The organism is Neotabrizicola shimadae, from assembly GCF_019623905.1.
Taxonomy (GTDB): domain Bacteria; phylum Pseudomonadota; class Alphaproteobacteria; order Rhodobacterales; family Rhodobacteraceae; genus Neotabrizicola; species Neotabrizicola shimadae.
Map to the genome: position 1 here is coordinate 179,491 of NZ_CP069370.1, position 25,435 is coordinate 204,925.

Consider the following 25,435-nt stretch of genomic DNA (forward strand, 5'->3'; position numbering starts at 1 on the left):
GAAGGAAAGCTGCGACATGCTGGCCCGTCTGCGCGACAACTGGGTTTACGGCGGCTTCCTGGCCGGGATCATGCTTCTTGTCCTGACCCCGGTTCTGGCCAGCGACTGGTCCTGGGCGCTGACGCTGATCTGGCTGCAATTGCCAGCCTACATGATCCACCAGTTCGAAGAGCATGACGCCGACCGCTTCCGCGCCTTCGTCAACACCGTCATCGGCGGTGGCAAGGAAGTGCTGACGCGGATGGATGTCTTCATCATCAACATCCTCGGCGTCTGGGGCGTGGATGCCATCGCCTTCCTGCTGGCGGCATGGGTCCATCTCGGCCTCGGGCTGATCGCGGTCTATCTCAGCCTGGTCAACGGCATCATCCATTGTCTCCAGGCCATTGCGCTCCGGCGCTACAACCCCGGTCTCGTCACCTCGATCCTGGTCTTCATCCCGCTTGGCGCCCTCACGCTCTGGGTGCTCGCGGGCAACGCCGATGTCACCGCGACCGATCATGTGATCGGCCTGGGCCTCGCGATCCTGATCCACGCCGCCATCGTGGTCCGGGTCGTCCGGCACAAGCGCCAGCTGGACCGGGCGGACGGGACAGCGCGCGCCTGACCGCGCTGCGCAATTGGCCGGGGGCCGTTTCTTACCGCCGAGTTAATGCGCGTCGGCAAGTCATTGATATTGCTTGATCTGCGATGGCGTCCGAGCTCGGACGCCTAGTCGCCCCGCCGTTTGGTCCTCAGCCGGTCGAAGTACTCGATCCTCTTCTTCAGCTCCCTCTCGAAGCCCCGCTCCGGCGGCACGTACCAGGCCGGCCGCTTCATCCCCTCCGGGAAATAGTCCTGCCCCGAGAAGCCATCCTCCTGGTCGTGGTCATAGGCATAGCCTGCCCCATAGCCCACCTCCTTCATCAGCCGGGTGGGCGCGTTCAGGATGTGGCGGGGCGGCATCAGGCTGCCGGTCTCCCGCGCCGCCACCCTGGCCGCCTTGTATGCCGTGTAGGCCGCGTTCGACTTGGGCGCCAGCGCCAGATAGATCACCGCCTGGGCCAGCGCCAGTTCCCCCTCGGGCGATCCCAGCCTTTCATAGGTCTGCCAGCCATCCAGGCACACCGCCTGCGCCTGCGGATCGGCAAGGCCAATATCCTCCACCGCCATGCGGGTCAGCCGCCGCGCCAGGAACCGCGGGTCCTCGCCCCCCTCCAGCATCCGGGCGAACCAGTAGAGCGCCGCCTCCGGATCCGACCCCCTGACCGACTTGTGCAGGGCCGAGATCAGGTTGTAGTGCTCGTCCCCCGCCTTGTCATACCGCGCCGCCCGCCGCATCAGCCGCTTGGCCAGCTCGTCGCGGGTAAGGGGCCGCTCGACCCGCCAGGACATCACCTGCTCGATCAGGTTCAACAGCGCCCGGCCATCCCCGTCCGCCATCTCGACCAGCGCCTCGCGCGCCTCGCCGGTCAGCGGCAGCGCCCGGTTCAGCTCATGCTCGGCCCGTTGCGCCAGCCGCTCCAGATCAGCCGGCGTCAGTGCCGCCAACACGATCACCTGCGCCCGGCTCAGAAGCGCGGCGTTCAGCTCGAAGCTCGGGTTCTCGGTGGTGGCGCCCACCAGCAGGATCGTCCCGTCCTCCATATGCGGCAGGAACCCGTCCTGCTGCGCCTTGTTGAAGCGGTGGATCTCGTCCACGAAAAGAAGCGTCCCCTGCCCGTTCTGCCGCCGGATCCGCGCCGCCTCGAACACCTTCCGCAGTTCGGGCACGCCGGTGAAGATCGCGCTGATCTGGACGAAGGCCAGGTCGGTCTCGTCCGCCAGCAGCCGCGCGATGGTGGTCTTGCCCACGCCGGGCGGGCCCCACAGGATGAGAGAGGACAGCGACCGCGCCGCCAGCATGGCGCCGAGCGGGCCGTCGGGCGACAGCACGGCCTCTTGGCCGATGACCTCGGACAGAACGCGCGGGCGCAGTCGGTCGGCCAGCGGCCGCGGAGCCTCGGCATGGGCGGGGGATGGCGTGTCGAAAAGGTCGGACATGGCGCCATCGTAGACCCGCGGGCGCGCCGGCGGAAGGCCGGCTCAGTACCGGAACTGAAGGCGTACCGGCTTGCCTTGCCGCACGAGGTCGATCCGCCAGCGGCGGTCGCCCGACAGGGCCAGCGTCTCGACATCGGCGGTCGAGCCGACTTCGGCGCCGTTGATGGCCAGGATCAGGTCGCCCGCACGGAAACCTGCCGCGGCGGAGGTGCGGCCGGCCTGGGTGACGACGATGCCATCGGCCTTCGGTGGCAGGTCGAGTTCTTCCAGCACCGCAGGGTTGATGCGCGCCACGGACAGACCGTCCAGCGGCGTATCGCCCGAGATGGTGCGTGCCTCGCGCGCCGGACTGTCGGGAGCGGCAATCAGCAGCACCGTGGCGCCTTGCGCCTCGCCATCCCGAAGCCAGGACACATCGACCTTGGCGCCCACGCCGCGCGTGGCTATGCGCAGCACGATCTCTTGCGGGCTGTTAACCGGTAGCCCGTCCACTTCCGTGATCACATCCCCTGCCTTGAGGCCCGCGGCAGCAAAGGGACTTTCGGGGTGCACCGAGCTTAGCACGACGCCATCGGGACGGGGCAGGCCCATTGCCTCGGCCGTGGCAGCATCGACCGCTTGGCCTGTCAGTCCGGCCCAGGGTTTGGTGAAACGGTCAGAGCCCGCCTGGGCCTGCGTGACGACTTGCGCCACCAGGTTGGCCGGAATGGCAAAACCGATGCCGAGCGAGCCACCCGTGCGGGACAGGATCGCCGTGTTGATGCCGACAAGACGGCCCTGCATGTCCACCAATGCCCCACCGGAGTTGCCGGGATTGATAGCTGCATCGGTCTGGATGAAGGCGCCTAGCCCGTCGCCCACGGCTGTGGAGGACCTGGCAAGCCCCGAAACGATCCCCGAGGACACGGTCTGGCCAACCCCGAAGGGGTTGCCGATGGCCAGCACGAGGTCACCGACCTCGATGGCGTCGGAATCTGTGAAGGCCAGGGAGGGAAGATCGGAAGCGCCGTCCAGCTTCAGGATGGCGAGGTCGCTGTCTTCGTCTCCCAGCATGACGGTTGCGGCGTATTCGCGGCGGTCGTTCAGCACCACGCGGATTTCGGTGGCGCTGCCGACCACATGAAAGTTGGTCACGACGATGCCATCAGACCCAACGATCACGCCGGACCCGAGCGAGTTCTGAACGCGCGGCGTGGTGGGGGCGAGGTCGCCGAACAGGCGTTCAAACAGCGGGTCGCCGGCAAAGGGGCTGGCCTTCTGATCGACCACCCGGGTTGCATAGATGTTCACAACCGCCGGAGCAGCGGAATGGACGACCGGCGCGAAGCTGAGATCGATCTGCGCCTGGCTGGCCGGGACTGTGCTGGCGGCGTCAGGATCGGGTGCAGCGGTTTCGGCATGAAGCGCGAGGGCGGCTAGACCGGCCACGGCGACCAAGGAAACCACTGGAGCGAGACGGAGGCGGGACATGGGCAATCCGGTATGAACTTTGCACCGGACTATCGGCACGGCATTCTCGGGGAGCAATGGGGCCTCACGACCGATTGAACGGACGGGAGGCCCATTGGCAGGGCACGGGGGCGGATCTGCCGTGGGGACCCGGCAGACCCGGCGGGGCAATCAGTGCAGCTTGGTCGCCATGCTGATTGTCACGCAGACCGACCGCGACCCGCCCATGTCAAGCACGGGACCGGCCGGCTGGCAGTCGAGCCCAACCCGCCGGGCCAGGCGGGGCGAGTGTTCCGGAATGATGCCCAGAAGCTGGGTCGCGCCCAGGGTGCGGGCCGAGATCACCATCTCGTGGATGAGCTGCATCTGGACACGCAGTCGGTCGCCCGCCGGAACCGCATCGGACACGAAGACGCGGCTGGATTCCCAGATGTTGGGGTCGACCGGCGCCGGGAAGTTCAGAAGGGTGTCCGGAATCGTCTCCAGCAATCCACGCTGCGCATCGCGGATCATGTAGGAGTAGATCCCGCAGCGGTGCGTGGTCGGTGTCAGCCGAACACCGGCCAGGACCTCGCCGCGTTCATGCACGGCCACCCACCGGCTGGCGGGCGTGTCGTACTGGTCGAACTCCATCCCATCTGCCTCGGGAAGATCCCATCCGGCCATGCGGATGAAGGTCTTGTGCCGCGCGCGAAACAGGTTCGCGAAAAGCATCCCGTGGTTGTGGATGTTGTCGTAGGAAAGGGTCGTAACTTCCATCGTCGTTTCTCCTTCTCAGGGGCCAAGTAGAACCTGTGAAGGGGACCGGCGCGGGCTTAGAGCAGGCGGTATTCGCGCGCCTTTCTGATCGCTTCCGACGTGGTCCGCGCCTCAAGCCGGATGCGCGCACTTTGCAGGCGCGCCTTGAGGGCGCTTTCCGATATGCCGAGTTTCGCCGCCGCTGCCGTGTGCCTGTCCCCATTGGCTAGGCATTGCAACGCCTCGATCTGAGCTCGTGTCAGTTCCGAGGGTGGCTTTGCCTCGATATGCAGCCTGATGGTCAGCTCCTTGAGCTGGTCCAGCTCCTCGTCGGAAAACTCCCGGTCGGACCGGCTGATGCCAACGATGGAACGCGAGGTGATGGGCCCATAGGATGAGACGGCGCCAAACTTGAGCCCGTGGGCGGCGGCCTTCTTCATGACCCCGAAGGGGTCGGGCAGCGGAATTGAACTCCACCTCGTCGTACCTTCCACGCCGACGCCCCAGAAGACGAGGGGGTCGCGGAGGTAGTACGAGTGGCTGTTGTAGACTTCTACCCAAGCCTCCGGGTAGGAGCTGCGATAAACAAGCGGAGTGGCAAATCGGATGTGAAGGCCGACCGTGTATCCCATCGGGGCCAATTCTTCGAGCTGTTCGAGCAACACCAACACTGCCTTTCGCTCTGACATCACATCGCCCCACCGACGGGGAATTTCCTTTCTACTCTAGATTGTTATCCAACGGGTAACAGTCCAGCGCAAGGTGAATGTTACGTTGCGCATCTTGCTTCGATAGCATTGCCGCCACGGAACGCAAAAGGCCCGCCGTGATCGGCGGGCCTGAAATGCCGTTCGGAGCCTGACTCAGGCTTCTGCCGCTTCGGTACGAGCGTGGTCCGCTGCGCCTTTGGCCGACGGGTCGCGGTCAACGAATTCGATGATCGCCATCGGCGCCATGTCGCCATAACGGAAACCGGCCTTGAGAACGCGGACGTAGCCGCCGGCGCGTTCCTTGTAACGCGGCCCCAGAATCTCGAAGAGACGCGCGACGTGGCGGTCTTCCTTCAGCTGCGACGCAGCTTGGCGGCGAGCGTGCATGTCGCCGCGCTTGGCCAGAGTGATCAGCTTTTCGATGATCGGGCGCAGTTCCTTGGCCTTGGGCAGGGTGGTCTTGATCTGCTCGTGTTCGATGAGCGAGCCTGCCATGTTGGCGAACAGCGCCTTGCGGTGTTCGTGGGTACGGTTCAGGCGGCGGTAACCGCGGGCGTGACGCATGATGATCTCCTAACGTCGTGTTTTGCTTTGTGTTGCGGCCCGTGCGTGCGGGCCGCGTCGTTGGGGCGGATTGCCCTGGAGTTCCCCGGATGGCCGGGCATTTTTGGTTCGGGCGGGGCGAAACCCCGCCCGGCGATCAGAACTGGTCCTCGAACCGCTTTGCGAGATCCTCGATGTTCTCCGGCGGCCAGTCCTCGACTTCCATGCCGAGGTGCAGGCCCATGCCCGAGAGCACTTCCTTGATCTCGTTCAGCGACTTGCGGCCGAAGTTCGGGGTGCGGAGCATTTCCGCCTCGGTCTTCTGGATAAGGTCGCCGATGTAGACGATGTTGTCGTTCTTCAGGCAGTTCGCCGAACGGACCGAAAGCTCAAGCTCGTCCACCTTCTTCAGGAGGAGCGGGTTGAACTCCAGACCCGCATCAAGCTCCTGCTTGGAAGCCGATTCGGGTTCGTCGAAGTTGACGAAGATCGCCAGCTGGTCCTGGAGGATGCGTGCCGCATAGGCCACGGCATCATCGGGGGTCAGCGACCCGTCAGTCTCGATCTTCATGGTCAGCTTGTCGTAGTCAAGCACCTGACCCTCACGGGTGGGCTGCACTTCGTAGCTGACCTTCTTGACCGGCGAGTAGATCGCGTCGATCGGGATCAGGCCGATCGGCGCATCTTCAGGGCGGTTCTTGTCTGCCGAAACATAGCCCTTGCCGGTGTTGACCGTCAGTTCCATGAACACGTCGGCGCCGTCATCCAGGTGACAGATGACGTGGTCGCGGTTCAGGATCTCGATGCCGTTGGTTTCCGAGATGTCGCCGGCTGTAACGACGCCCGGCCCCTTGGCCGAAATCGACAGGCGTTTCGGCCCCTCGACTTCCATCTTCAGACGCACGCCCTTCAGGTTCAGAACGATGTCGGTCACGTCCTCGCGGACACCAGCCACCGAGGAGAACTCGTGCAGGACATTGTCGATCTGAATCGAGGTGATGGCCGCGCCTTGCAGCGAGGACAAGAGCACCCGGCGCAGCGCGTTGCCGAGCGTCAGGCCGAAGCCCCGCTCCAGCGGTTCGGCGATGACGGTCGCGGTACGCGACGGGTCAGCGCCGGGCTTCACGACCAGCTGGGCCGGCTTGATAAGTTCCTGCCAGTTCTTGTGGATCATGCGACTGCCTCCATTCTTGTCTCTGGCCCATGTCCGTAAGCCAGCGACGCCCGAGGATCTTCAATACGAAAATCGGGCCGTGCCACTGGCACAGCCCGACACCAAACAGCTCGCGTCAGACGCGGCGGCGCTTCGGGGGACGGCAGCCGTTGTGGGCAAGCGGCGTCACGTCGCGGATCGAGGTGATGTTGAAACCCACGGCGGCCAGCGCGCGCAGCGCCGATTCGCGGCCCGAACCCGGGCCCTGTACTTCGACTTCCAGCGTCTTCACGCCATGTTCCTGCGCCTTGCGGCCCGCGTCTTCAGCGGCCATCTGGGCAGCGTAGGGGGTCGACTTGCGCGAACCCTTGAAGCCCATAGTACCGGCGGACGACCAGGAGATCGCGTTGCCCTGAACGTCAGAAATCAGGATCTTGGTGTTGTTGAAGCTGGAGTTCACATGAGCAACGCCCGCGGCGATGTTCTTGCGCTCTTTCTTCTTGGTGCGGGTGGTCTTGGTATCACGTGCCATTGATCTGCCCTTCCCTTACTTCTTCTTGCCGGCGATCGGCTTGGCCGGGCCCTTGCGGGTGCGGGCATTGGTATGGGTGCGCTGGCCGCGCACGGGCAGGTTGCGGCGATGGCGCAGGCCGCGATAGCAGCCAAGGTCCATCAGGCGCTTGATGTTCATGGAAACTTCACGGCGCAGGTCGCCCTCGACGGTGAAGTTCGCATCAATGTACTCGCGGATCGCCAGCACTTCGGCGTCGGTCAGCTGGTTCACGCGGCGGGCAACGTCGATCTTCAACGCGTCGCAGATCTGCTGCGCAAAGTGCGCGCCGATGCCGTGGATGTACTGAAGCGCAATCGGAACGCGCTTTTGAGTCGGGATGTTAACGCCGGCAATACGTGCCAAGGCTTATTCCTTTCGTTGCGGTTCCGTAGCACCAGAACCTTTTTTCACAACCCGCGGTACCTAAGCCCCGCGAACCTTCTTCCCCGAATGGGGATGCCCGCGACTCGGGAGACCCGCAGGACGCCGTGCTTTATGGGCTTTTCCGCGGCCCGTCAAGGCCGCGAACCCAGGATTCAGGACTTGTCAAGAACTTTGGCGATTGCAGCGGAAACCGCGTCCACTTCGCCAAGACCATCGACGGTGGAAAGCTTGCCCTTGGCGTAATAGTAGCCGATCAGGGGCGAGGTCTTCTTGTAGTATTCCATGAGGCGCGTCTTCAGCGCGTCCTCGTTGTCATCGGCTCGCCGCTTCAGGATGGTCGAACCGCAAACATCGCAGGAGCCCGTCACCCTGGTCGGACGAGTACGGTCATGATAGACCTCGCCGCAATTGCCGCAGGTAAAGCGACCAGTGATGCGGGCCACGAGCGCCGAGTCGTCCACCTGCATCTCGATCACGGCGTCCAGCGACTGCCCTGTCTGGGCAAGCAGTTCACCCAAGGCATCTGCCTGCTTGAGCGTCCGCGGGAAGCCGTCGAATATGAAGCCGCCGTGCGACAGGTCATCCAGTCTTTCGCGGATAAGGCCGATCACGATCTCATCCGTCACCAGATCGCCACGGTCCATGACTTCGGCGACGCGCTTTCCCATCTCTGTGCCGGAGGTGCGGGCATCGCGCAACATGTCACCGGTGGACAGTTGCACCATGCCGCGCTCTTCAACGAGCCGTTTGGCCTGAGTCCCCTTGCCCGCTCCCGGCGGTCCCAGCAGGATGATGTTCGTCATCGGCCCCCCTTCAGCGCCGCGCCGGCGCCTTGGGCGCAGACCGCTTCTTGCCGCGCAGTTGCGACTTCTCGATCAGGCCCTCGTACTGGTGTGCCAGCAGGTGAGATTGAATCTGGTTGATCGTGTCCATCGTGACCGAAACGACGATCAGTACCGAGGTGCCGCCAAAGTAGAAGGGCAGGCCGACTTCGGCGATCAGGATTTCCGGCAGAAGGCAGATTGCCGCAAGGTAGAACGAGCCGAGCACCAGGATGCGATTGACCACGTAGTCCAGGTATTCCTGCGTTTTCACGCCCGGGCGGATACCAGGGATGAAGCCGTTCTGGTTCTTGAGGTTCTCTGCCACGTCGTCGGTCTTGAAGCTGACATTGTGGGTGTAGAAGTAGGCGAAGAACACGATCATCGCCGCCATCGCTGCAAGGTGCAGCGGGGTGCCATAGCCGAAGTAGATCTGGATGAAGTTCAGCACCGGGTTCGTGGAATTGCCCGAGAAGGTGCTGATGGTGGTCGGCAGCAGGAGCAGCGACGATGCAAAGATCGCGGGTATGACGCCGGCCGGGTTGACCTTCACGGGCAGGTGCGACGACCCGCCGTCATAAATCTTCATGCCCACCTGGCGACGTGGATACTGGATGTGGATTTTTCGAAGCGCACGTTCCATGAAGACCACGACCGCCAGCACGACGATGACCATGACGATCACCCCAAGGATGACCGGGGTCGAGATTGCGCCGGACCGCCCGCTTTCCAAGAACTGTACCAGAGCCCGAGGGATTTCCGCTACGATACCAACGAAGATGATGAGCGATACGCCGTTTCCGATGCCGCGCGCCGTGATCTGCTCGCCCAGCCACATCAAGAACATCGTGCCGCCCACCAGCGTGATCACGCAGGCCAGCTTGAAGAACAGGCCCGGCGAGTGGGCAAGCCCGCCCGCCTCGATCGAAACGGCGATACCCCAGGCCTGAAACGTGGCCAGAAGCACGGTGCCGTAGCGCGTGTACTGGTTGATCTTCTTGCGGCCCTGCTCGCCTTCCTTCTTCAACTGCTCCAGAGAAGGTACCATTGACGCCAGAAGCTGCACGATGATCGAGGCCGAAATGTATGGCATGATGCCAAGGGCAAAGATACCCATGCGGCTGATCGCGCCCCCGGTGAACATCGACAGCATGCCGCCGATGCCTGCACTGGCCTGGTCCATGAACTGTCGCAGCTGTTCACCGTCGATCCCGGGGACCGGGATGTAGGTGCCGAGCCGGAAGATGATCAGCAGGCCAATGGTAAAGAGGATGCGTTGGCGAAGATCGGTCGCCTTGCCGAGCGCGCCCCAAGAGAGGTTCGCGGCCATTTGCTCTGCAGCAGATGCCATATCCGGTCCTTTTCATGGACAACGCCGCCGTCCCGTCTTCCGGGCGGCGGCGCGGGAAAACTGACGGTGATGTAAGCGGTCCTGAGACCGCTCACAACCCGATTGTTGGCCCTTACTCGGCCGAAGCCGCAGCCGCCACGGTCAGAGAACCACCCGCGGCCTTCACCGCCTCGATCGCCGCGGCGGAAGCGCCGGTGACCTTCAGCGTGATGGCGGTCTTGATTTCACCCTTGGCCAGCACGCGGATGCCGTCGCGCTTGTTCGAGGTCAGGCCAGCCGAAACCAGAGCGTCCTCGGTGATTTCGGTCTTGGCGTCCAGCTTGCCGGCGGCGATGAACTTTTCGATCAGGCCGAGGTTCACCACGGAATAGTGCAGCTTGTTGGGCTTGTTGAAGCCGCGCTTCGGAAGGCGGCGGTACAGCGGCATCTGGCCGCCTTCGTAACCACCCAGGGCAACGCCCGAACGGGATTTCTGGCCCTTGATGCCGCGGCCGGCGGTTTTGCCCTTGCCCGAACCCGGGCCGCGCGCCACGCGCTTCTGCTTGCGGGCCGCGCCGTCGTTGTCGCGCAGTTCGTTCAGTTTCATGTCGCATCTCCTTTGGCCGGAAGGGCCCCGCCTGCGACGGATGGGGCCAACTCGGCATTTCTTCTTCTGAAACGTGACCCTCGTTCGAGCCACCGCGGGCGCTTACACCCTTGGCAGACGTCAGGCAAGGGGTCTGTGCCATCCACAAAGGTGACACGTTGCCAATGCGGGGAAGTGCCTCTACGTTTCATCCATGAAAGTCGAGACCCGATAATGCCTGAAGACACCCCGCCAAAGTACACGGCCCCTGCTCTTGAGAAGGGCCTCGATATCCTGGAGCACCTTTCGAATTTCGACTCGGGCCTGTCGCAGAGTGAAATCGCACGCGACCTCAACCGGTCCGTTTCCGAGATATTCCGGATGCTGGTTGTTCTGCAGGCGCGGGGATACATCGCGCAGGATCCGGCAACCGACCGGTACGTGTTGACCACCCTGCTGTTCGAGATCGCGCACAGGACCTCGCTGATCCGGCGTCTGACCACGGCTGCGACCCCACTGATGCGTGACCTGGCCCATGTCATCAATCAGTCGGTCCACCTGGCGGTACTGACAGACGATTCCGTCCTGATTGCAGGGCAGGTCGATCCGCCCGCCCGTCACGTGATGTCGGTCAGGTTGGGCACGCGCGTGGATGTGTGGCGGGCGTCCTCGGGCCGTGTGATGATGGCCTTCGCCGGCGCGCCGGAGCTGGACGAGATGTTCCGGCGTGCGCCCGTGCCCGATGGCATGACAGAGGCGCAAATCAGGACCGACCTGGAAGCGATTCGCAAGCGCGGGCACGAGATCGTGGACAGCTTTGTCATCAAGGGCGTGGTCAACATCTCGGCCCCGATCATCGACCACACGGGCCAGGCAATCGCTGCGCTGACCGTACCGCACATCCAGCGTATCCAAGACTCGGTCAGTTTCGCCGATTGCTGCACCAAGGCCATAGAAACAGCTGCGCGCCTGACGCGCAGTCTGGGGGGCGGCGTTGTGGGGGAGGGCTTGCCCCGCGCATTCTCCCGAAGCTGAAACGCGTCAATCGCCTTGCAGTGGAACCGCCGGGGTCTCCATGGCGGTGAAACAGGCTTCAACCAACGCCATGGTATGGAATGCGTCGTCGGTGCCCGAGAAGAGATGATCATCTTCGCCCGCGTCGAACCGCTGCAGGTTCCGCATCGGCCCCATGAAGGCTTCTGTGAACCAGCTTCCGGTCAGCGGCACCTGGTGCCATTCGCCGCCGTTCGGGCAGTACCACAACTCGTCCGCTTCGCCGCGCGGATAGTCGAAGCAGACGCCAAGCTTGACCATCATTGCACCCGCCGTGCCCTCGATGCGGAACCAGGCTGACTGGAACCGGCGCCCGGCCTGGTGGTTGTGGTTGATGCTCATCACGCCGCGCCGCAAGTCGCCCCAATCGAGGATGACCGTCGTGCGGGTCTGGGCAAAGCCCGGCGCACGCGGATCGCCCATCGACCGCGCAAACACTCCCTTCGGCGTGCCGAACAGAGCGCGGATCGAATCAAGATAGTGGATGGAATGGACGAGGAGTTCGACCCGCTTCATCGGCAGAAGGAAGGGGAAGAGCGTCCAGGGCGTGAAGATGTTGAGGTGGACCTCGAGTTCGAGCGGATCGCCGATCAGCCCGGATTCGATCGCCTGCCGTGCCGCCATCATCATTGGCGAAAAGCGCAGCTGGAAGTTGATCGCCGACTTGAGCCCCTTGTCGCGGCAGATCGCCCGGATTGTGCGGGCATCAGCCAAATTGGCTCCCATTGGCTTCTGGATAAGTACAGCGGAGCCATCTGGCAGGTCTGGCAAGATGCTGGTGATTGCCCCGGGCGGGACGGCGACATCATAGACGGCGTCCGTGCCATTGGCTGCGACGGCTTCTGATACGCTTTCCCATGTTGCAGGCAGTCCGAAATCGGCCGCAAGTGCGTTCGACCGCCCAACGTCAAGGTCCGTCGCTCCAGCGACAAGCAGCCCAGCCTTGCGATAGGCCGGGAGGTGGGCATCCCTGACGATGCCGCCGGCGCCGATAATGACGATTGGCTTCGGACGCGAGGGGGCGGGCCAGTCTTGGCGGTACTCGAAGCTCATGGGGAGCCCCTCTCTTGCACAAGAAGGATGTGTTCGCAGTACATCACGGTCTTGCCGTGCTGGTTCACGGTCTCACATATCTCGACGACCTGGCCGAAGCCCGGGCGCTTTGGATCATCGACCTTGCGCCCGATGGTCACGGTCGTCCGGATCGTGTCACCGGCAAAAACAGGGTTCGGAAAGCGCAGTCGTTCATAGCCATAGGTCATGGCGCGCGGGTTGATCTGCGTAGCGGTCAGGCCAATGCCGATCGCGAAGGTCATCGTGCCATGAGCGATCCGCTGGCCAAAGGGCTGGCCCCGACAGAACTCGGCATCCATGTGGTGCGGAAAGAAGTCTCCCGAATGGCCGGCATGAAACACGATGTCCGCCTCGGTTATTGTGCGGCCAAGGGTTCTGCGGCTTGCGCCGACTTCATAGTCCTCGAAGAACTGTTCGACTTCCATTCGGTCCTCCTCGAAAGAATATTTCTCATATGAAATATACTTTGACAAGTGAAATGACTCACTGCATCGTCAGATCAGTGAGGGGGAAGCGCAATGGCCGAGATCGGGGTTCATGCAAGAGGGTTGCCGGGGCTTCCGGCCGACCATGCTGCGGTGCCGGTGTGGAATGCCGAAGACTGGTACTTCGAGGACTTCAGGATCGGCGACCGCATCCGCTCGGTCCGTCGGACAATCTCCGAGGGCGAGTCGATGCAGTTCAACAGTCTGGTCATGGACCACCACCCCTATGTGAGTGACGAGCGCTTCGCGGTCGAAGAGGGTGTCTTCGGTCGCAGACTGGTAGCTGGCGCCTTCGTGTTTTCGCTTGGTCTTGGCCTGTGTGCGACGAACTGCCTGAACTCGTTCAGTTATGGATACGACAGGCTGCGCTTCATCCGGCCTGTGTTCATCGGCGACACAATCTACACGATCCGCGAAAACCTTGGGAAAGAGGTGCACGACACCCGGATGGGCAAGCTGCGCGTGTCCTATTCGGTCTACAAGGGCGAGGGCGAGCTGGCGCTTTACGCCGAACACATCCTGACCGCGCTTTACCGCGATCCTTCGCCCTTTGCGGAGGAAGCGCGTGCGAAGTTGGCGGAGAAGGCCGCGCGCAAGGTGGCGGCGCATGGCTGATGTGAAGCTACGCGGCATGACATGGGCCCATGCCCGCGGCTTCGACCCCATGGTGGCGACATCGGCCGCCTATGCAGAGACGCATCCCGGTGTGACCATCACCTGGGAGAAGCGTACCCTGCAGGCTTTTGCTGACCGGCCCATCTCGGAAATGGCAGAGACCTACGATCTCATGGTCATCGACCACCCTCACGTGGGAGAGGTCGCGAAGCAGGGAAATCTTCTTGTGCTGGACGGATTGCGCGATGCGGAAATGGCTGCAATCGCCGCAGGTTCGGTTGGCCTGTCCCATCCGTCGTACGAGTTCGAGGGCCGGCAATGGGCGCTTCCCATAGACGCGGCAACGCCGGTCGCCTGCCTGCGACCGGACAGGCTGGATCGTGCACCTCGGCGCTGGAGCGAGGTTCTGGCGCTTGCGCGGGTGGGCCAGGTGGCCTTTGCACTGATCCCGATCAACGCGCTGATGACCTTCTTTGGCATGGCACGCAACCTGGATTATCCGGTAGCCGAAGAACCGGATCGCCTGATGGTGGCCCATCATGCCGCCCGCGTCCTGGACCTCATGCGCGAGATCGTCGCGCTGATGGACCCGCGCTGCCTGACGCTGGACCCGATCGGCATCTATGACTGGATGGGCAACCACGCGGATGGTCCCGCCTACTCGCCCTTCGGCTATGGCTATACCAACTATTCCCGCGCAGGCTTCTGCCCGTTCCCGCTGTCCTTTCGCGATGCGCCCGGCATCGACGCGGACACACCGAGGGGCACCGTCCTTGGTGGTACCGGCATTGCCGTCTCGGCCTTCACCAAGCATCGCGAGATTGCGGTGGACTATGCCTTCTGGATCGCCGGGGCAGAGTGCCAGAAGGGCCTTTACACAGCCAGTGGCGGCCAGCCCGGCCATGCCGCGGCCTGGGAAGATGATGCCTGCAACGTGCTAACCGACGACTTCTTCCGCAATACCCGGTCCACGCTTCAATCTTCTTGGTTGCGCCCACGCTTTGATGGCTACTTGGCGTTGCAGGACCAAGCTGGCGAGATCGTCCACGCTTGCTTGCTGGGCGAGGCGACCGTTCCCGCCACGGTCGATGCGCTTGACGCCGCCTACCGGAGGAGCCGCGCATGACGCTACCGCTGGAAGGCATTCTTGTCATTGACTTCAGCCAGTTCCTGTCGGGTCCGCTCTGCGCCCTGAAGCTGGCCGATCTTGGCGCGCGTGTGATCAAGATCGAACGGCCCGGTCAGGGTGACCTCTGCCGTACCCTCTACCTGTCCGATACCGAGATTGGCGGCACGAACAGCCTGTTCCATGCAATCAACCGCAACAAGGAAAGCTTCACCGCCGACCTGCGTGACGATGGCGACCGCGAGATGCTCCGCCAGTTGATCTCGCAGGCCGACGTCGTGATGCAGAACTTCCGCCCCGGCGTGATCGAGCGGCAAGGCTTCGGCTACGAAGCCTGCCGCGCCATCAACTCCGGCATCGTCTATGGATCGATCTCGGGCTTCGGGGAGGACGGCCCATGGGTCGACCTGCCCGGCCAGGACTTGCTTGCTCAGGCGCGCTCGGGCCTCCTGTGGCTGACCGGCAGCGCGGGCGATCCGCCCACGCCCATGGGCCTTGCGGCGGCTGACATGCTGGCGGGCAACGCCCTGGCACAGGGCATCCTGGCGGCGCTGGTCCGAAAGGGGCGGACGGGCAAGGGCGCACATGTTCAGACCTCGCTTCTCGAGGCGCTGCTCGACTTCCAGTTCGAGGTACTGACGACCCATCTGAACGACGGCGGTCGGCTGCCGCAGCGATCGGCCGTGAACGGGGCGCACGCCTATCTTGGGGCGCCTTATGGCGTCTATCGCACGGCAGACGGCTGGCTTGCCCTGGCGATGACACCCTCGTTGGAGCGGCTCGCGATGCTTCTGGGCGTATCGGGCCTGGAAGGCTGGTACGCAGACAAGAGTGCCGCGATGCGCGACCGGGATGCGATCAAGGCGATCCTTGCCCAGGCGCTTGCTGGTCAACCGACCGCACACTGGCTGGCGATCCTGCAACCAGCCGACATCTGGTGCGCCGAAGTGCTGGACTGGCCTCAGCTTTTCGCCTCCGAGGCATTCCGTCGTCTTGGCATGGTTCAGCACATCGAGAGCGCTGGCATCAGCCTCGATACGTTACGGGGACCCATCCGTTTGGACGGCGCAACTTTGACCAGCCGCCGGGCGGCGCCGGATCTGGGTGCTGACCGCGGGCAGATCATCAAGGAATTCGGCCTCGGGGCAGTGGCCCCTGCCGATGGGGAAGGCAGGTCGCGAAGCATCGCGAGCTGAGAGAAACGGCCGTCACGAAAAGGCGGCTCCAGAGGGAGGAAAAGGAATGAAGGTCATCAAGAGACTCGTGCTCGGCACCGCCTTGACCGCGCTGGCTGCGCCAGTCCTGGCGGACGAAACCTGGGGCGACTTCCCCGGATATACGCTGCGCGTGAAGCTGATTGGCGGCGCCCAGTACGAACCGCTCTATGCCGAGATCCCGAAATGGGAAGCGGCAACCGGCGCCAAGGTGGAGATCCTCAGCCGGAAGAACCACTTCGAGCTGGACCGCGAGATCAAGCAGGACATCGCGGCCGGGACGCTGGACTGGTGCGTGGGCTCGAACCACACGTCGTTTGCCCCGCAGTACGGCGACATCTATGCCGATCTGAATGGGCTGATCAAACCCGAGGTCATCGCCGAATTCGTGCCGCTGGTGATTCAGCACGGCACGGTGAATGGCCGCCTTGTGCAACTTCCGCGCCATTCGGACGTGTCGAACCTGTTCTACCAGAAATCGCTCTACGAAGACCCGGCCAAGCAGGCGGCCTTCAAGGAGAAGTATGGCTATGACCTCGCCCCGCCCGAAACCTGGGACCAGGTGAAGGACCAGGCGATCTTTTTCGCGGCTCCCCCGGATTTCTACGGCTTCCAGTACGTCGGCAAGGACGAGGCCGTTACCGGGCGCTTCTACGAGCTTCTGGTCGCCAACGGCGGGGCGATGTTCGACGACAAGTGGAACCCCACCTTCAACTCGCCCGAAGGCGTGGCGGCACTTCAGTTTTTCGTCGATCTCTACAATGCCAAGGCCGTCCCGGCCGGTGTGCCCAACTACCTCTGGGATGACACCGGCCTCGGCTTCGCCAGCGGCACCGTGGCGATGGACTTGGACTGGGGCGGCTGGTCGGCCTTCTTCAACGATCCGGCCAACTCCAAGGTCGCGGGCAATGTGGGCTTGATCCGCGCGCCCAAGGGCGCTTCGGGCAAGCGCACTGGCTGGTCTGGCTCGCACAGCTTCTCGATCACCGAGACTTGTGACAACAAGGATGCGGCGGCAAGTTTCGTCACCTTCCTGACCGACTACGACAACCAGATGGTCGAGGCGCGCAAGGGCCTTCTGCCGACCCGCAGCCAAGTTTGGACCGACGCCATCGCCGAGTTCGAGGCCTCGGGCAACACCTTCAACGCCGAGGTGATGAAGACCTTCCAGACATCGATGGCCGAGGATGCCTTCACGCCACCGCTGATCCCGGAATGGATCGAGGTGTCGAACGTGCTCTGGCCGAAGTTGCAGGCCGCCATCGTGGGCGACATGACGGCGCAGGCCGCGCTCGATGCCGCCGCGGCCGAAGCCGCGACCGTCATGCACGACGCCGGCTACAACTGACGCCCTGCCGGCGCGGGGTCGCTCCCCCCCGCGCCGGTCCCTTCCGGGACTGACCCTGATGATCCGAGCCTTGCGGACCCGGCGCGTCGAAACCGCGCCCTTCCTGCTCCTCACGCCCGCGCTGATCACCATGCTGTTCGTGGTGGCGGTGCCATTGGTGTTCTCTCTCTGGGCGTCTCTGACCCCTTATCAGCTGACCAAGCCCGCCACGCTCTGGCGCTTCATCGGGCTGGAAAACTATCGACGCGCCCTGAGCGACAGCGCCTTCTGGATCGTCTTCGGCCGGACCATCCTGTTCCTGACCATCGCGCTGAACGTCGAGCTGCTTCTTGGCCTCGGCATCGCGCTTCTGATCAACCGCATCACGTGGGGCCAGCGGACTCTGCGAACCATCATGATGTTTCCCATGATGTTTTCGCCGATCCTTGTGGGGTTCCAGTTCAAGTTCCTGTTCAACGACAACATCGGCATCGTGAACAACGCTCTGCAATCGCTTGGCTTGACCGATCAGGCCATACCCTGGCTGGTCGATGCACGCCTCGCCATGTTCTCGATCACCCTGGCCGAAGTCTGGATGTCGACATCTGTCTTCGCGATCCTTCTGCTTGCAGGCCTTTTCGCCATGCCGCGCGACCCAGTGGAGGCCGCCAAGGTCGATGGCTGCAACGCTTGGCAGGTGTTCCGTCACATCACCCTGCCTTTCCTCATGCCCTTCGCCTACATCGCCATGGCGATCCGTTCGCTGGATGTGGCCCGAGCCTATGACATCGTCGCCGTGATGACGGACGGCGGCCCGGCCGGGCGGACCGAACTGCTTTGGACTGTGATCGCCCGCGTCGGCTATGAAAACGCCAAGATGGGCCAGGCCAATGCCATCGCCTTCATCTCGACGTTGCTGTCGATCCTGTTCACTTGGCACTTCTACCGCAAGCTGGTGGCCGCGCGTCGCTACATGGGAGGCGCGACATGACCGAAGTCGTGGAAAGCGCCGCATCGAAGCGGCTGAAACGGGTCGCTCTGACGATGCTGACGTTCCTTCTGATGATCCTGATGTGCCTCCCCGGCCTCTGGGTCGTGCTGTCTGCCTTTCGTCCCAACCGCGAAATCCTGGCCAAGCCACCAATCTGGGTGCCGGAGACGCTGACGCTGGACAACTTCGGCAAGATCTTCGGCTGGGGTACGGAACAGGTGGCGATCCCGGTCGGCAGCTACTTTGCCAATTCACTGATCATTGCCCTGACCTCGACGGTCATCGCATTGCTGATCGGCATGGCGGGTGGCTACGCTTTCGCACGGTACCGCTTCCGCGGGAAGGGCTCGCTCTTCCTTGGGTTCATGCTGTTCCGCGCCGTGCCCGGCATCGCTCTGTCACTGCCCGTGTTCATGATCTGGAGCCGACTGGGCCTGATCGACACGAAGGCCGGCCTCATCATTGTCTATGTCAGCCTGAACGTGCCCTTCACCCTGTGGCTGATCGACGGCTTCTTTCGCCAGATCCCCCTGTCTTTGTCCGAGGCGGCGCAGGTGGACGGTTGCACCCGCTGGCAGGCCTTCTGGAAGATCGAGTTTCCGCTGGCCCGATCAGGCATCGCTGCCGCGGGGGTCTTCGCTTTCCTCACGTCGTGGAACGAATTCGCGCTGGCCAGCCAGCTGACGCGCTCCACCGATTCAAAGACGTTGCCGGTCGGTCTTCTGGACTTCACCGCGCAGTTCACCATCGACTGGGCAGGCATGTGCGCCATGGCGGTGATCATCATCATCCCGGCATTGGTCCTGACCTTCATCGTGCAGAAACATCTGATCGCCGGGCTGACCTTCGGCGGCGTGAAAGGGTAGTCATGGCGGAAATCACGCTGGAGAAGGTGGTCAAGAGCTACGGGGCCGTGAAGGTCGTTCACGGCATTGACCTGGCCATCGCCCACGAGGAATTCGTGGTGCTTGTGGGCCCTTCGGGCTGCGGCAAGTCCACCACCCTGCGCATGATCGCGGGGCTGGAGGACATCTCGGGCGGGCTCGTCCGCATTGGCGGGCGCGTGGTGAACGATCTGCCTCCGCGCAAGCGCAACATCTCGATGGTGTTCCAGAACTATGCGCTCTACCCCCACATGAACGTGCGCGACAACTTGGGCTTCGGGTTGAAGATCGCAGGCGAGCCGCCGGCAACCATAGTTGCCCGTGTGGCCGAGGCGGCCGAAATCCTGGGCCTAACGCCGCTTCTGGACCGTACGCCGGCGGAACTGTCCGGCGGCCAGCGCCAGCGCGTCGCCATGGGCCGCGCCATCGTTCGCCACCCCGATGCTTTCCTGTTCGACGAGCCGCTGTCGAACCTTGACGCCAAGCTTCGCGGACAGATGCGGGCCGAAATCAAGAAGCTGCACCAGAAGGTCCGCACCACAGTTGTCTACGTGACGCACGACCAGGTCGAGGCGATGACGCTTGCAGACCGCATCGTCGTCATGCGCGACGGCCATATCGAGCAGATCGGCACCCCGATGCAGGTCTTCAACCACCCGCGCACCGTCTTTGTTGCCACCTTCATCGGCTCACCGCCGATGAATCTTCTGCCTGCCACCATCTCGGGCGGCGCGGTCCGCCTGGCCGATGGCACCGCCGTCCCTGTGCCCGACCGCCTGAAGGCCCACGCCAGGGAAGGCCAGAAGGTCCAGCTTGGCATCCGGCCCGACGACATCAGCCCGGTCGGCCACGGCCTCAGTCAGGACGGACCGGGGGCAGAGGTAGACCTGACCGTCGATCTGGCCGAGCCCCTTGGGATGGAAAGCCTGATCTACACCCGCCTCGCAGGGCAGGAGGTCCAGGCCAAGCTTTACGGCCCCCGCATCGTTCAACCGGGCGAACGGCTGACCTTCCGCCTGGCGCTGGACAGGGCGCATCTTTTCGATGCGGCGACGGGTCTTTCGGTGAGGGCATCCTGATGGCGAAAATTGCTCGAGCAGAATTGCGCATGGTGGACCTTCAGCCGAAGGTGAAGCGTACCGATGCAATCCAGAGCTTTGTCAGCCAGGAGACCCCGATCCTGACCCTGACCGACGCCGAGGGCGGGACCGGCACCGGATACAGCTACACCATTGGCACCGGCGGGCCTGCCGTCATTTCCCTTCTGCGCGACACACTGATCCCCCGCCTGATCGGACGCGAAGCGGAAGAGATCGAGAGTATCTGGCGCGACCTTCTGTTCGTCACCCATGCCACGGCTGTGGGGGCGATCACCTCGCTGGCTCTGGCCACCATCGACACCGCCCTTTGGGATCTGCGCTGCCGCCGCGCCGGCCTTCCGCTGTGGCGCATGGCAGGCGGCGCAAAGCCCGCCATCCCCCTGTATTCCACCGAGGGCGGCTGGCTGCACATCGACACGCCCGCGCTGGTCGAGGATGCGCTTGCGGTGAAGGCGCTTGGCTTTGCAGGATCCAAGATCAAGGTCGGCCGCCCCACCCTGGCGCAGGATGCCGCGCGTCTGGCGGCGGTGCGCGCGGCTGTGGGCGACGACTTCCGCCTGATGGTCGATGCCAACCAGTCCTTCGCCTTCCACGAAGCGCTGTTGCGCGCCCGGATGCTGGCCGACCATGGTGTCGTCTGGTTCGAAGAACCCATGCCCGCCGACGACCTGTCCGGCCATGCCCGTCTGGCCGCGCAATCGCCGGTTCCCATCGCAGTTGGTGAAAGCCTCTACTCCCCCGGCCAATTCGCCGATTACCTGCGCGCCGGGGCCTGCTCTATCGTCCAGGTCGATGTGGCCCGCGTGGGCGGCATCACGCCTTGGCTCAAGGTCGCTCATATGGCCGAGGCGATGAACATTGCCGTCTGCCCGCATTTCCTGATGGAGTTGCACGTCAGCCTCGTTTGCGCTGTGCCGAACAGCTGGATGCTGGAGTACATCCCGCAGCTGGATACGGTCACCCATTCGCGGCTCGACCTGCGCGGGGGCCTCGCCCATGCACCAGATGCGCCCGGGCTCGGCATAGATTGGGATTGGGCGGCTATCCGCGGCCAGACCGTCGAAGGCAGCCATTCAGCAATGGGAGAGTAAAATGCAACGCATGGGCAGCATCATCGGCATCCAGCCGGACAAGATCGAAACCTACAAGCGCCTGCACGCGGCTGTCTGGCCAGACGTGCTTCGCATGATCGAAAAGTGCAACATCCGCAACTACTCGATCTTTCTGAAAGAACCCGAGAACCTGATGTTCGCCTATTTCGAATACCACGGCACCGACTGGGCAGCCGATCAGGCCATGATGGCGGCGGACCCCAAGACACAGGAATGGTGGGCGGTCTGTATGCCCTGCCAGAAGCCGTTGGACAGCCGCAAGGATGGCGAGTGGTGGGCCATGATGGAAGAGGTCTTCCACAATGACTGACGCCCGCGCGCAGCTTCTGTCCTGCTACACCAGCGTCGTGCATGACGTGCTGCGCGCCCTGGGGCGGCGCAACTTCACCCTGCCGCCCCGCCTTCGCCCCCTGAACCCCGAAGGCGTTCTGACCGGACCCGCCTTCACAGTCGAGGGCCGCATCGACGAAACTGCCGACCCGCATGAAACGCTGCTGGCCTGGACCGGCCTTCTGTCGAAGGCGAAGCCTGGCCATGTCTGGATCAGCCAGCCGCACAACCACCTTGTTGCGCAGATGGGAGAGTTGTCGGCCGAGACGCTGCACCGCAAGGGCGTGCTTGGCGTCGTCACCGACGGCGGCCTGCGCGACACGAATTTCATCCTGCGCCTTGGCCTGCCCTGCTGGGGCGCCTTCCACACCCCGCGTGACGTGGTGGGCTGCTGGCTGCCCACCGGCACCGATGTGCCGATCCTGATGGACGATTGCCTTATCCGCCCTGGCGACTGGCTGCACGGCGACCGCGACGGGATGGTGGTGATCCCAGCAGAAATCGTGGCGGAAGTGGCCGAAAACGCCGTTGGCGCAATGAACACCGAAAGCCTGGTGCGCAAGGCGATCCTGGAAGGGACCGACCCGCAGGAAGCCTACCTGAAGTGGGGCAAGTTCTGATGCCGACCGACCCGCGCCTTTTGCTGCTACACCCCGGAGATTCTGTTTACGTCCTGCGCGACCAGATCGCGGCGGGCGAGACCGTTCTGGTCTCGGGCACCGCAGTGGCCTTTGCGCAACCGCTCGGCCTGGGGCACAAGATCGCACGAGTGGCCGTGGCCGAAGGCGAGCCGGTCATCAAGTATGGCGCCCCCATCGGGCGCGCGACGCGGGCCATCGCGCCGGGCGACCATGTGCATCTGCACAACCTGGCCAGCGACTACACACCGACCTACGCGCTGGAGGGCAAGGCATGAGGGGCTGGCTCCGGTCTGACGGACGCAAGGGCATCCGCAACGTGGTGGCGGTGGCCTACCTGGTGGAATGCGCCCATCATGTCGCCCGTCAGATCGCGGCAGGCGAAGACGAGGCGCATGTCATCGGCTTCCCCGGCTGCTTCCCAAACCCCTACGCCCAGAAGATGATGGAGCGGCTGTGCACCCACCCGAACGTGGGTGCGGTGCTGGTGGTCAGCCTCGGCTGCGAAAGCTTCAACCGCTTCCAGCTGGAAAAAGCGGTCGCCGCGACGGGTCGACCAGTGAAGGTGCTGGTGATTCAGAACGAGGGCGGCACGAAGTCCACCATCGCGGCCGGGCGCGATTGGGTACGGGCACAGGCGGCGGCTCTGGCGGCGGCGCCGACCGAGCCGATGTCTGCCTCCGACCTCGTGGTCGGCACAGTGTGCGGCGGGTCGGACGGGACCTCGGGCATCACCGGGAACCCCGCCGCCGGGATCGCCTTCGACAAGCTGGTAGCCGCTGGCGCGGCCTGCATCTTCGAGGAAACCGGCGAGCTGATCGGCTGCGAGGGCATCATGGAGGCCCGTGCCGCGACACCGGCCCTGGCAGGCGAAATCCGCGCCAGCGTGGCAAAGGCCGCGCGTTACTATGCCACACTCGGCTATGGCAGCTTTGCCAGCGGCAATGCCGACGGCGGGCTGACCACGATCGAGGAGAAGTCGCTCGGCGCCTATATGAAATCGGGCCAGTCGCCGATCTCAGGGCTCATCAAGCCAGGGGACATTCCGCCGAAGGGCGGGCTCTACCTCATGGATGTGGTGCCCGATGGCGAGGTGCGCTTCGGCTTCCCGAACATCTCGGACAATGCCGAGATCGTGGAGATGATGGCCTCGGGGGCGCATGTCACGCTTTTTGTCACCGGGCGGGGGTCCGTGGTGGGGTCGGCATTGGCGCCTGTCATCAAGATCGCCGCCAACCCGCACATGTATGCCCGGCTGTCCGAGGACATGGACGTGAACGCCGGGCGGGTGCTTGCTGGCGAGGCGACGCTGGAGGAGGTCGGGCAGGAGATCTTCGACCTCGTGCTGGACGTGGCGGACGGGCGGCAGACGAAATCCGAGGAACTGGGGCATCGGGAGTTCATCCTGACCTACAAGAGCTTTGACCCCATCGGGCCGGCGTGTCTGCCGGTGTGACATCAGAGAAGGACGGGACGTGGGACGGCTGGATGGCAAGACGGCGCTGGTGACGGCGGCGGGACAGGGGATCGGGCGGGCATCAGTGCTGGCGATGCGGGCCGAAGGGGCGCGGGTCTTCGCGACCGACGTGAACCCGGCGGCGCTGGCGGAGCTGGCGGCGATGGGGGTGGAGACGCGGGTGCTGAACGTCCGCGACCCGGCGGCAATCGCGGCCACGGTCGAGGCGGTTGGGGCGCCGGACGTGCTGTTCAACTGCGCGGGCTTCGTGGCGGCTGGGACGATCCTGGACTGCGACGAGGAGCAGTGGGCCTTCTCGGTGGACCTGAACATGACCGCCATGTACCGGATGTGCCGGGCGTTCCTGCCGGGGATGATCGCGAAGGGGGGCGGGTCGATCATCAACATGGCCTCGGTCGCCTCGTCCGTGATCGCGGCGCCCAACCGGTTCGTCTATGGGGCGACGAAGGCGGGGGTGATCGGGCTGACCAAGGCCATCGCGGCGGACTTCGTGGGAAAGGGAATCCGGGCCAATGCGATCTGCCCCGGCACGGTTGAGAGCCCCTCGCTGGACGAGAGGCTGCGGGCGACCGGGGATTATGAGGCGGCGAAGGCGGCCTTCATTGCCCGCCAGCCCATCGGCCGGATCGGGCGGGCGGAGGAGATCGCGGCGCTGGTGGTCTATCTGGCCTCGGACGAGAGCGGCTATACCACGGGGGTCGCCCATGTGATCGACGGGGGCTGGGCCAACCAGTAGGCTGTCCGAGGGCGTCCGAGCTCGGACGCTTCCGGGGGGCAAACGATTTCAATGGGTTATCTGCGCGGATTCATGGGCAGTTAACCTTTGGACACCCGGACGGGTGACCGCGCGAGGGAAGGATTGCGACGTGGACCTGATCGACACCCATCTTCACCTGATCTACCGGGGCCGCATCGGTTATGGCTGGACCGTGGGGATCGAGGCGCTGCAGGGCGATTTTACGCTGGACGACCATGCCCGGCTGACCGCCGGGAAGGGTGTGGCGGGCACGGTCTTCATGGAAACCGGCGTGGATGATGCCGATTACCAGGCCGAGGCGCGGATGGTGGCAGAGCTTGTGAAGGCCGGGCGGATGATGGGTCAGATCGCCTCGATCCGGCCCGAAACCGACGAGGGCTTTGACGCCTGGCTGGAGCAGAGCGACGACCTGGAGATCGTGGGCTATCGCCGGATCCTGCATGTGATGCCGGACGACACATCCCAGGCGGAAGGATTCCGGCGCAACCTGCGCAAGATCGGCGCGAGGGGCCTGCCCTTCGATCTTTGCTTCCTCGCCGGGCAATTGCCGCTGGCGGTGGATCTGGTGCGCGCCTGCCCGAACCAGACCTTTGTTCTGGACCATTGCGGTGTGCCCGACGTCGCGGGCGGCGCCTTTGAAGCCTGGTCTGAAGGGATGAAGGCGGTGGCCGCCCTGCCGCAGGTGAATGTGAAGCTCTCGGGCATCACTGCCTATTGCGCCCCCGGCACCGCCAACCTGGAGACGGTGCGGCCCTGGGTCGAGCGGGTGGTGGACCTGTTCGGGCCGGAGCGCATTGTCTGGGGCGGCGATTGGCCGGTGGTCAACCTGGGCGTCGGGCTGCCCGCCTGGATCGACATGACGCGCGCGTTGCTGGCCGGGCTGAGCGCGGCGGAGCAGGACGCCATCGGACAGGGCAACGCGCGGCGCATCTACGGACTGGACTGAGGCGAGAGGGGGGCCTG

Annotated in this window: 29 protein-coding genes; 16 read left to right on the forward strand and 13 right to left on the reverse strand. The window is 64.1% G+C overall.

Annotation, left to right across the window (positions count from 1 at the left end; genetic code table 11):
• Positions 1 to 16 precede the first annotated feature (16 nt).
• Entirely contained in the window at positions 17 to 607 is a 591-nt protein-coding gene (locus tag JO391_RS00875; protein ID WP_220662337.1) for an HXXEE domain-containing protein, read from the forward strand.
• A gap of 104 nt (positions 608 to 711) precedes the next feature.
• Here the strand turns inward: JO391_RS00875 and JO391_RS00880 are convergent, their stop codons facing one another.
• The 11 genes from JO391_RS00880 to rplO all read right to left on the reverse strand — a co-directional run bounded on the left by JO391_RS00880 (position 712) and on the right by rplO (position 10,310).
• The gene (locus JO391_RS00880; protein WP_220662338.1) at positions 712 to 2,022 is read right to left on the reverse strand and encodes a replication-associated recombination protein A; all 1,311 of its coding nucleotides are present in this window, start codon (positions 2,020 to 2,022) and stop codon (positions 712 to 714) included.
• 42 nt (positions 2,023 to 2,064) lie between these two features.
• Positions 2,065 to 3,492: a Do family serine endopeptidase gene (locus JO391_RS00885; protein ID WP_220662339.1), complete on the reverse strand. Its 1,428-nt coding sequence runs from the start codon at positions 3,490 to 3,492 to the stop codon at positions 2,065 to 2,067.
• Positions 3,493 to 3,642: 150 nt separating this feature from the next.
• Positions 3,643 to 4,230, reverse strand: coding sequence for an acyl-homoserine-lactone synthase (locus JO391_RS00890; RefSeq protein WP_220662340.1), 588 nt, complete (start codon positions 4,228 to 4,230; stop codon positions 3,643 to 3,645).
• 56 nt (positions 4,231 to 4,286) lie between these two features.
• The gene (locus JO391_RS00895; protein ID WP_220662341.1) at positions 4,287 to 4,898 is read right to left on the reverse strand and encodes an autoinducer binding domain-containing protein; all 612 of its coding nucleotides are present in this window, start codon (positions 4,896 to 4,898) and stop codon (positions 4,287 to 4,289) included.
• Positions 4,899 to 5,072: 174 nt separating this feature from the next.
• The gene (gene rplQ / locus JO391_RS00900; RefSeq protein WP_220662342.1) at positions 5,073 to 5,483 is read right to left on the reverse strand and encodes a 50S ribosomal protein L17; all 411 of its coding nucleotides are present in this window, start codon (positions 5,481 to 5,483) and stop codon (positions 5,073 to 5,075) included.
• Between the two features lie 136 nt (positions 5,484 to 5,619).
• Positions 5,620 to 6,636 carry a DNA-directed RNA polymerase subunit alpha gene (locus tag JO391_RS00905; protein ID WP_220662343.1) on the reverse strand — a complete coding sequence of 339 codons (1,017 nt, stop codon included), beginning with the start codon at positions 6,634 to 6,636 and terminating at the stop codon, positions 5,620 to 5,622.
• A 115-nt stretch (positions 6,637 to 6,751) separates the two neighbouring features.
• Entirely contained in the window at positions 6,752 to 7,147 is a 396-nt protein-coding gene (gene rpsK / locus JO391_RS00910) for a 30S ribosomal protein S11 (RefSeq protein ID WP_220662344.1), read from the reverse strand.
• Positions 7,148 to 7,162: 15 nt separating this feature from the next.
• The gene (gene rpsM, locus JO391_RS00915; RefSeq protein WP_220662345.1) at positions 7,163 to 7,531 is read right to left on the reverse strand and encodes a 30S ribosomal protein S13; all 369 of its coding nucleotides are present in this window, start codon (positions 7,529 to 7,531) and stop codon (positions 7,163 to 7,165) included.
• A gap of 173 nt (positions 7,532 to 7,704) precedes the next feature.
• Positions 7,705 to 8,355 carry an adenylate kinase gene (locus JO391_RS00920; protein ID WP_220662346.1) on the reverse strand — a complete coding sequence of 217 codons (651 nt, stop codon included), beginning with the start codon at positions 8,353 to 8,355 and terminating at the stop codon, positions 7,705 to 7,707.
• 10 nt (positions 8,356 to 8,365) lie between these two features.
• Complete coding sequence (gene secY, locus JO391_RS00925; protein ID WP_220662347.1) at positions 8,366 to 9,724, reverse strand: preprotein translocase subunit SecY; 1,359 nt, start codon at positions 9,722 to 9,724, stop codon at positions 8,366 to 8,368.
• Positions 9,725 to 9,836: 112 nt separating this feature from the next.
• Positions 9,837 to 10,310 carry a 50S ribosomal protein L15 gene (gene rplO / locus JO391_RS00930; protein WP_220662348.1) on the reverse strand — a complete coding sequence of 158 codons (474 nt, stop codon included), beginning with the start codon at positions 10,308 to 10,310 and terminating at the stop codon, positions 9,837 to 9,839.
• A gap of 213 nt (positions 10,311 to 10,523) precedes the next feature.
• Here rplO and JO391_RS00935 point away from each other — a divergent pair, with 213 nt between their 5' ends.
• Positions 10,524 to 11,324 (forward strand): IclR family transcriptional regulator, encoded by an 801-nt coding sequence (locus tag JO391_RS00935; RefSeq protein WP_220662349.1) that lies wholly within the window; start codon positions 10,524 to 10,526, stop codon positions 11,322 to 11,324.
• Positions 11,325 to 11,330: 6 nt separating this feature from the next.
• Here JO391_RS00935 and JO391_RS00940 read toward each other — a convergent pair whose 3' ends face one another.
• Both JO391_RS00940 and JO391_RS00945 read right to left on the reverse strand, forming a co-directional pair.
• Positions 11,331 to 12,395 (reverse strand): Gfo/Idh/MocA family protein, encoded by a 1,065-nt coding sequence (locus JO391_RS00940; RefSeq protein WP_220662350.1) that lies wholly within the window; start codon positions 12,393 to 12,395, stop codon positions 11,331 to 11,333.
• The gene (locus JO391_RS00945; RefSeq protein ID WP_220662351.1) at positions 12,392 to 12,841 is read right to left on the reverse strand and encodes a MaoC family dehydratase; all 450 of its coding nucleotides are present in this window, start codon (positions 12,839 to 12,841) and stop codon (positions 12,392 to 12,394) included. The genes JO391_RS00940 and JO391_RS00945 overlap by 4 nt, the downstream gene beginning before the upstream one ends.
• A gap of 93 nt (positions 12,842 to 12,934) precedes the next feature.
• On the opposite strand from JO391_RS00945, the gene JO391_RS00950 reads away from it, so the two are divergent.
• The 14 genes from JO391_RS00950 to JO391_RS01015 all read left to right on the forward strand — a co-directional run bounded on the left by JO391_RS00950 (position 12,935) and on the right by JO391_RS01015 (position 25,418).
• Positions 12,935 to 13,516, forward strand: a complete 582-nt coding sequence (locus JO391_RS00950; protein ID WP_220662352.1) for a MaoC family dehydratase — start codon at positions 12,935 to 12,937, stop codon at positions 13,514 to 13,516.
• Positions 13,509 to 14,642, forward strand: a complete 1,134-nt coding sequence (locus JO391_RS00955) for an extracellular solute-binding protein (RefSeq protein WP_220662353.1) — start codon at positions 13,509 to 13,511, stop codon at positions 14,640 to 14,642. Before JO391_RS00950 ends, JO391_RS00955 begins: the two co-directional genes overlap by 8 nt.
• Positions 14,639 to 15,838 carry a CaiB/BaiF CoA transferase family protein gene (locus JO391_RS00960; protein ID WP_220662354.1) on the forward strand — a complete coding sequence of 400 codons (1,200 nt, stop codon included), beginning with the start codon at positions 14,639 to 14,641 and terminating at the stop codon, positions 15,836 to 15,838. The genes JO391_RS00955 and JO391_RS00960 overlap by 4 nt, the downstream gene beginning before the upstream one ends.
• A 46-nt stretch (positions 15,839 to 15,884) precedes the next feature.
• Positions 15,885 to 17,204: an extracellular solute-binding protein gene (locus JO391_RS00965; RefSeq protein ID WP_220662355.1), complete on the forward strand. Its 1,320-nt coding sequence runs from the start codon at positions 15,885 to 15,887 to the stop codon at positions 17,202 to 17,204.
• A 58-nt stretch (positions 17,205 to 17,262) separates the two neighbouring features.
• Positions 17,263 to 18,174, forward strand: a complete 912-nt coding sequence (locus JO391_RS00970) for a carbohydrate ABC transporter permease (RefSeq protein ID WP_220662356.1) — start codon at positions 17,263 to 17,265, stop codon at positions 18,172 to 18,174.
• Positions 18,171 to 19,040: a carbohydrate ABC transporter permease gene (locus JO391_RS00975; protein WP_220662357.1), complete on the forward strand. Its 870-nt coding sequence runs from the start codon at positions 18,171 to 18,173 to the stop codon at positions 19,038 to 19,040. Before JO391_RS00970 ends, JO391_RS00975 begins: the two co-directional genes overlap by 4 nt.
• A gap of 2 nt (positions 19,041 to 19,042) precedes the next feature.
• Positions 19,043 to 20,137 (forward strand): ABC transporter ATP-binding protein, encoded by a 1,095-nt coding sequence (locus JO391_RS00980; protein ID WP_220662358.1) that lies wholly within the window; start codon positions 19,043 to 19,045, stop codon positions 20,135 to 20,137.
• On the forward strand, positions 20,137 to 21,249 hold the full coding sequence (locus JO391_RS00985; protein ID WP_220662359.1) for a mandelate racemase/muconate lactonizing enzyme family protein: 1,113 nt from the start codon (positions 20,137 to 20,139) through the stop codon (positions 21,247 to 21,249). Before JO391_RS00980 ends, JO391_RS00985 begins: the two co-directional genes overlap by 1 nt.
• A 1-nt stretch (position 21,250) precedes the next feature.
• The gene (locus JO391_RS00990) at positions 21,251 to 21,580 is read left to right on the forward strand and encodes an L-rhamnose mutarotase (RefSeq protein ID WP_220662360.1); all 330 of its coding nucleotides are present in this window, start codon (positions 21,251 to 21,253) and stop codon (positions 21,578 to 21,580) included.
• Positions 21,573 to 22,220, forward strand: coding sequence for an RraA family protein (locus JO391_RS00995; protein WP_220662361.1), 648 nt, complete (start codon positions 21,573 to 21,575; stop codon positions 22,218 to 22,220). Before JO391_RS00990 ends, JO391_RS00995 begins: the two co-directional genes overlap by 8 nt.
• The gene (locus tag JO391_RS01000) at positions 22,220 to 22,516 is read left to right on the forward strand and encodes a UxaA family hydrolase (protein WP_220662362.1); all 297 of its coding nucleotides are present in this window, start codon (positions 22,220 to 22,222) and stop codon (positions 22,514 to 22,516) included. The genes JO391_RS00995 and JO391_RS01000 overlap by 1 nt, the downstream gene beginning before the upstream one ends.
• A complete protein-coding gene (locus tag JO391_RS01005) occupies positions 22,513 to 23,694 on the forward strand; it encodes a UxaA family hydrolase (protein ID WP_220662363.1) in 1,182 nt (393 codons plus the stop codon). Before JO391_RS01000 ends, JO391_RS01005 begins: the two co-directional genes overlap by 4 nt.
• Positions 23,695 to 23,713: 19 nt before the next feature.
• Positions 23,714 to 24,451, forward strand: a complete 738-nt coding sequence (locus JO391_RS01010) for an SDR family oxidoreductase (protein ID WP_220662364.1) — start codon at positions 23,714 to 23,716, stop codon at positions 24,449 to 24,451.
• A gap of 130 nt (positions 24,452 to 24,581) precedes the next feature.
• Positions 24,582 to 25,418 (forward strand): amidohydrolase family protein, encoded by an 837-nt coding sequence (locus JO391_RS01015; protein ID WP_220662365.1) that lies wholly within the window; start codon positions 24,582 to 24,584, stop codon positions 25,416 to 25,418.
• Positions 25,419 to 25,435: the final 17 nt, after the last annotated feature.

Excerpts from the sequence above, each read along its gene's own strand:
- JO391_RS00970 (WP_220662356.1), top strand. The coding sequence starts at position 17,263 with ATGATCCGAGCCTTGCGGACCCGGCGCGTCGAAACCGCGCCCTTCCTG.
- secY (WP_220662347.1), bottom strand. The coding sequence starts at position 9,724 with ATGGCATCTGCTGCAGAGCAAATGGCCGCGAACCTCTCTTGGGGCGCG.
- JO391_RS00940 (WP_220662350.1), bottom strand. The coding sequence starts at position 12,395 with ATGAGCTTCGAGTACCGCCAAGACTGGCCCGCCCCCTCGCGTCCGAAG.
- JO391_RS00920 (WP_220662346.1), bottom strand. The coding sequence starts at position 8,355 with ATGACGAACATCATCCTGCTGGGACCGCCGGGAGCGGGCAAGGGGACT.
- JO391_RS00875 (WP_220662337.1), top strand. The coding sequence starts at position 17 with ATGCTGGCCCGTCTGCGCGACAACTGGGTTTACGGCGGCTTCCTGGCC.
- JO391_RS00975 (WP_220662357.1), top strand. The coding sequence starts at position 18,171 with ATGACCGAAGTCGTGGAAAGCGCCGCATCGAAGCGGCTGAAACGGGTC.
- JO391_RS00960 (WP_220662354.1), top strand. The coding sequence starts at position 14,639 with ATGACGCTACCGCTGGAAGGCATTCTTGTCATTGACTTCAGCCAGTTC.
- JO391_RS00880 (WP_220662338.1), bottom strand. The coding sequence starts at position 2,022 with ATGTCCGACCTTTTCGACACGCCATCCCCCGCCCATGCCGAGGCTCCG.
- JO391_RS00905 (WP_220662343.1), bottom strand. The coding sequence starts at position 6,636 with ATGATCCACAAGAACTGGCAGGAACTTATCAAGCCGGCCCAGCTGGTC.
- JO391_RS00985 (WP_220662359.1), top strand. The coding sequence starts at position 20,137 with ATGGCGAAAATTGCTCGAGCAGAATTGCGCATGGTGGACCTTCAGCCG.
- JO391_RS00890 (WP_220662340.1), bottom strand. The coding sequence starts at position 4,230 with ATGGAAGTTACGACCCTTTCCTACGACAACATCCACAACCACGGGATG.
- JO391_RS00980 (WP_220662358.1), top strand. The coding sequence starts at position 19,043 with ATGGCGGAAATCACGCTGGAGAAGGTGGTCAAGAGCTACGGGGCCGTG.
- JO391_RS00990 (WP_220662360.1), top strand. The coding sequence starts at position 21,251 with ATGCAACGCATGGGCAGCATCATCGGCATCCAGCCGGACAAGATCGAA.
- rplQ (WP_220662342.1), bottom strand. The coding sequence starts at position 5,483 with ATGCGTCACGCCCGCGGTTACCGCCGCCTGAACCGTACCCACGAACAC.
- JO391_RS00955 (WP_220662353.1), top strand. The coding sequence starts at position 13,509 with ATGGCTGATGTGAAGCTACGCGGCATGACATGGGCCCATGCCCGCGGC.
- JO391_RS01005 (WP_220662363.1), top strand. The coding sequence starts at position 22,513 with ATGAGGGGCTGGCTCCGGTCTGACGGACGCAAGGGCATCCGCAACGTG.
- JO391_RS00935 (WP_220662349.1), top strand. The coding sequence starts at position 10,524 with ATGCCTGAAGACACCCCGCCAAAGTACACGGCCCCTGCTCTTGAGAAG.
- JO391_RS00995 (WP_220662361.1), top strand. The coding sequence starts at position 21,573 with ATGACTGACGCCCGCGCGCAGCTTCTGTCCTGCTACACCAGCGTCGTG.
- JO391_RS00965 (WP_220662355.1), top strand. The coding sequence starts at position 15,885 with ATGAAGGTCATCAAGAGACTCGTGCTCGGCACCGCCTTGACCGCGCTG.
- JO391_RS01000 (WP_220662362.1), top strand. The coding sequence starts at position 22,220 with ATGCCGACCGACCCGCGCCTTTTGCTGCTACACCCCGGAGATTCTGTT.
- JO391_RS00950 (WP_220662352.1), top strand. The coding sequence starts at position 12,935 with ATGGCCGAGATCGGGGTTCATGCAAGAGGGTTGCCGGGGCTTCCGGCC.
- rplO (WP_220662348.1), bottom strand. The coding sequence starts at position 10,310 with ATGAAACTGAACGAACTGCGCGACAACGACGGCGCGGCCCGCAAGCAG.
- rpsK (WP_220662344.1), bottom strand. The coding sequence starts at position 7,147 with ATGGCACGTGATACCAAGACCACCCGCACCAAGAAGAAAGAGCGCAAG.
- JO391_RS00945 (WP_220662351.1), bottom strand. The coding sequence starts at position 12,841 with ATGGAAGTCGAACAGTTCTTCGAGGACTATGAAGTCGGCGCAAGCCGC.
- JO391_RS00895 (WP_220662341.1), bottom strand. The coding sequence starts at position 4,898 with ATGTCAGAGCGAAAGGCAGTGTTGGTGTTGCTCGAACAGCTCGAAGAA.
- JO391_RS00885 (WP_220662339.1), bottom strand. The coding sequence starts at position 3,492 with ATGTCCCGCCTCCGTCTCGCTCCAGTGGTTTCCTTGGTCGCCGTGGCC.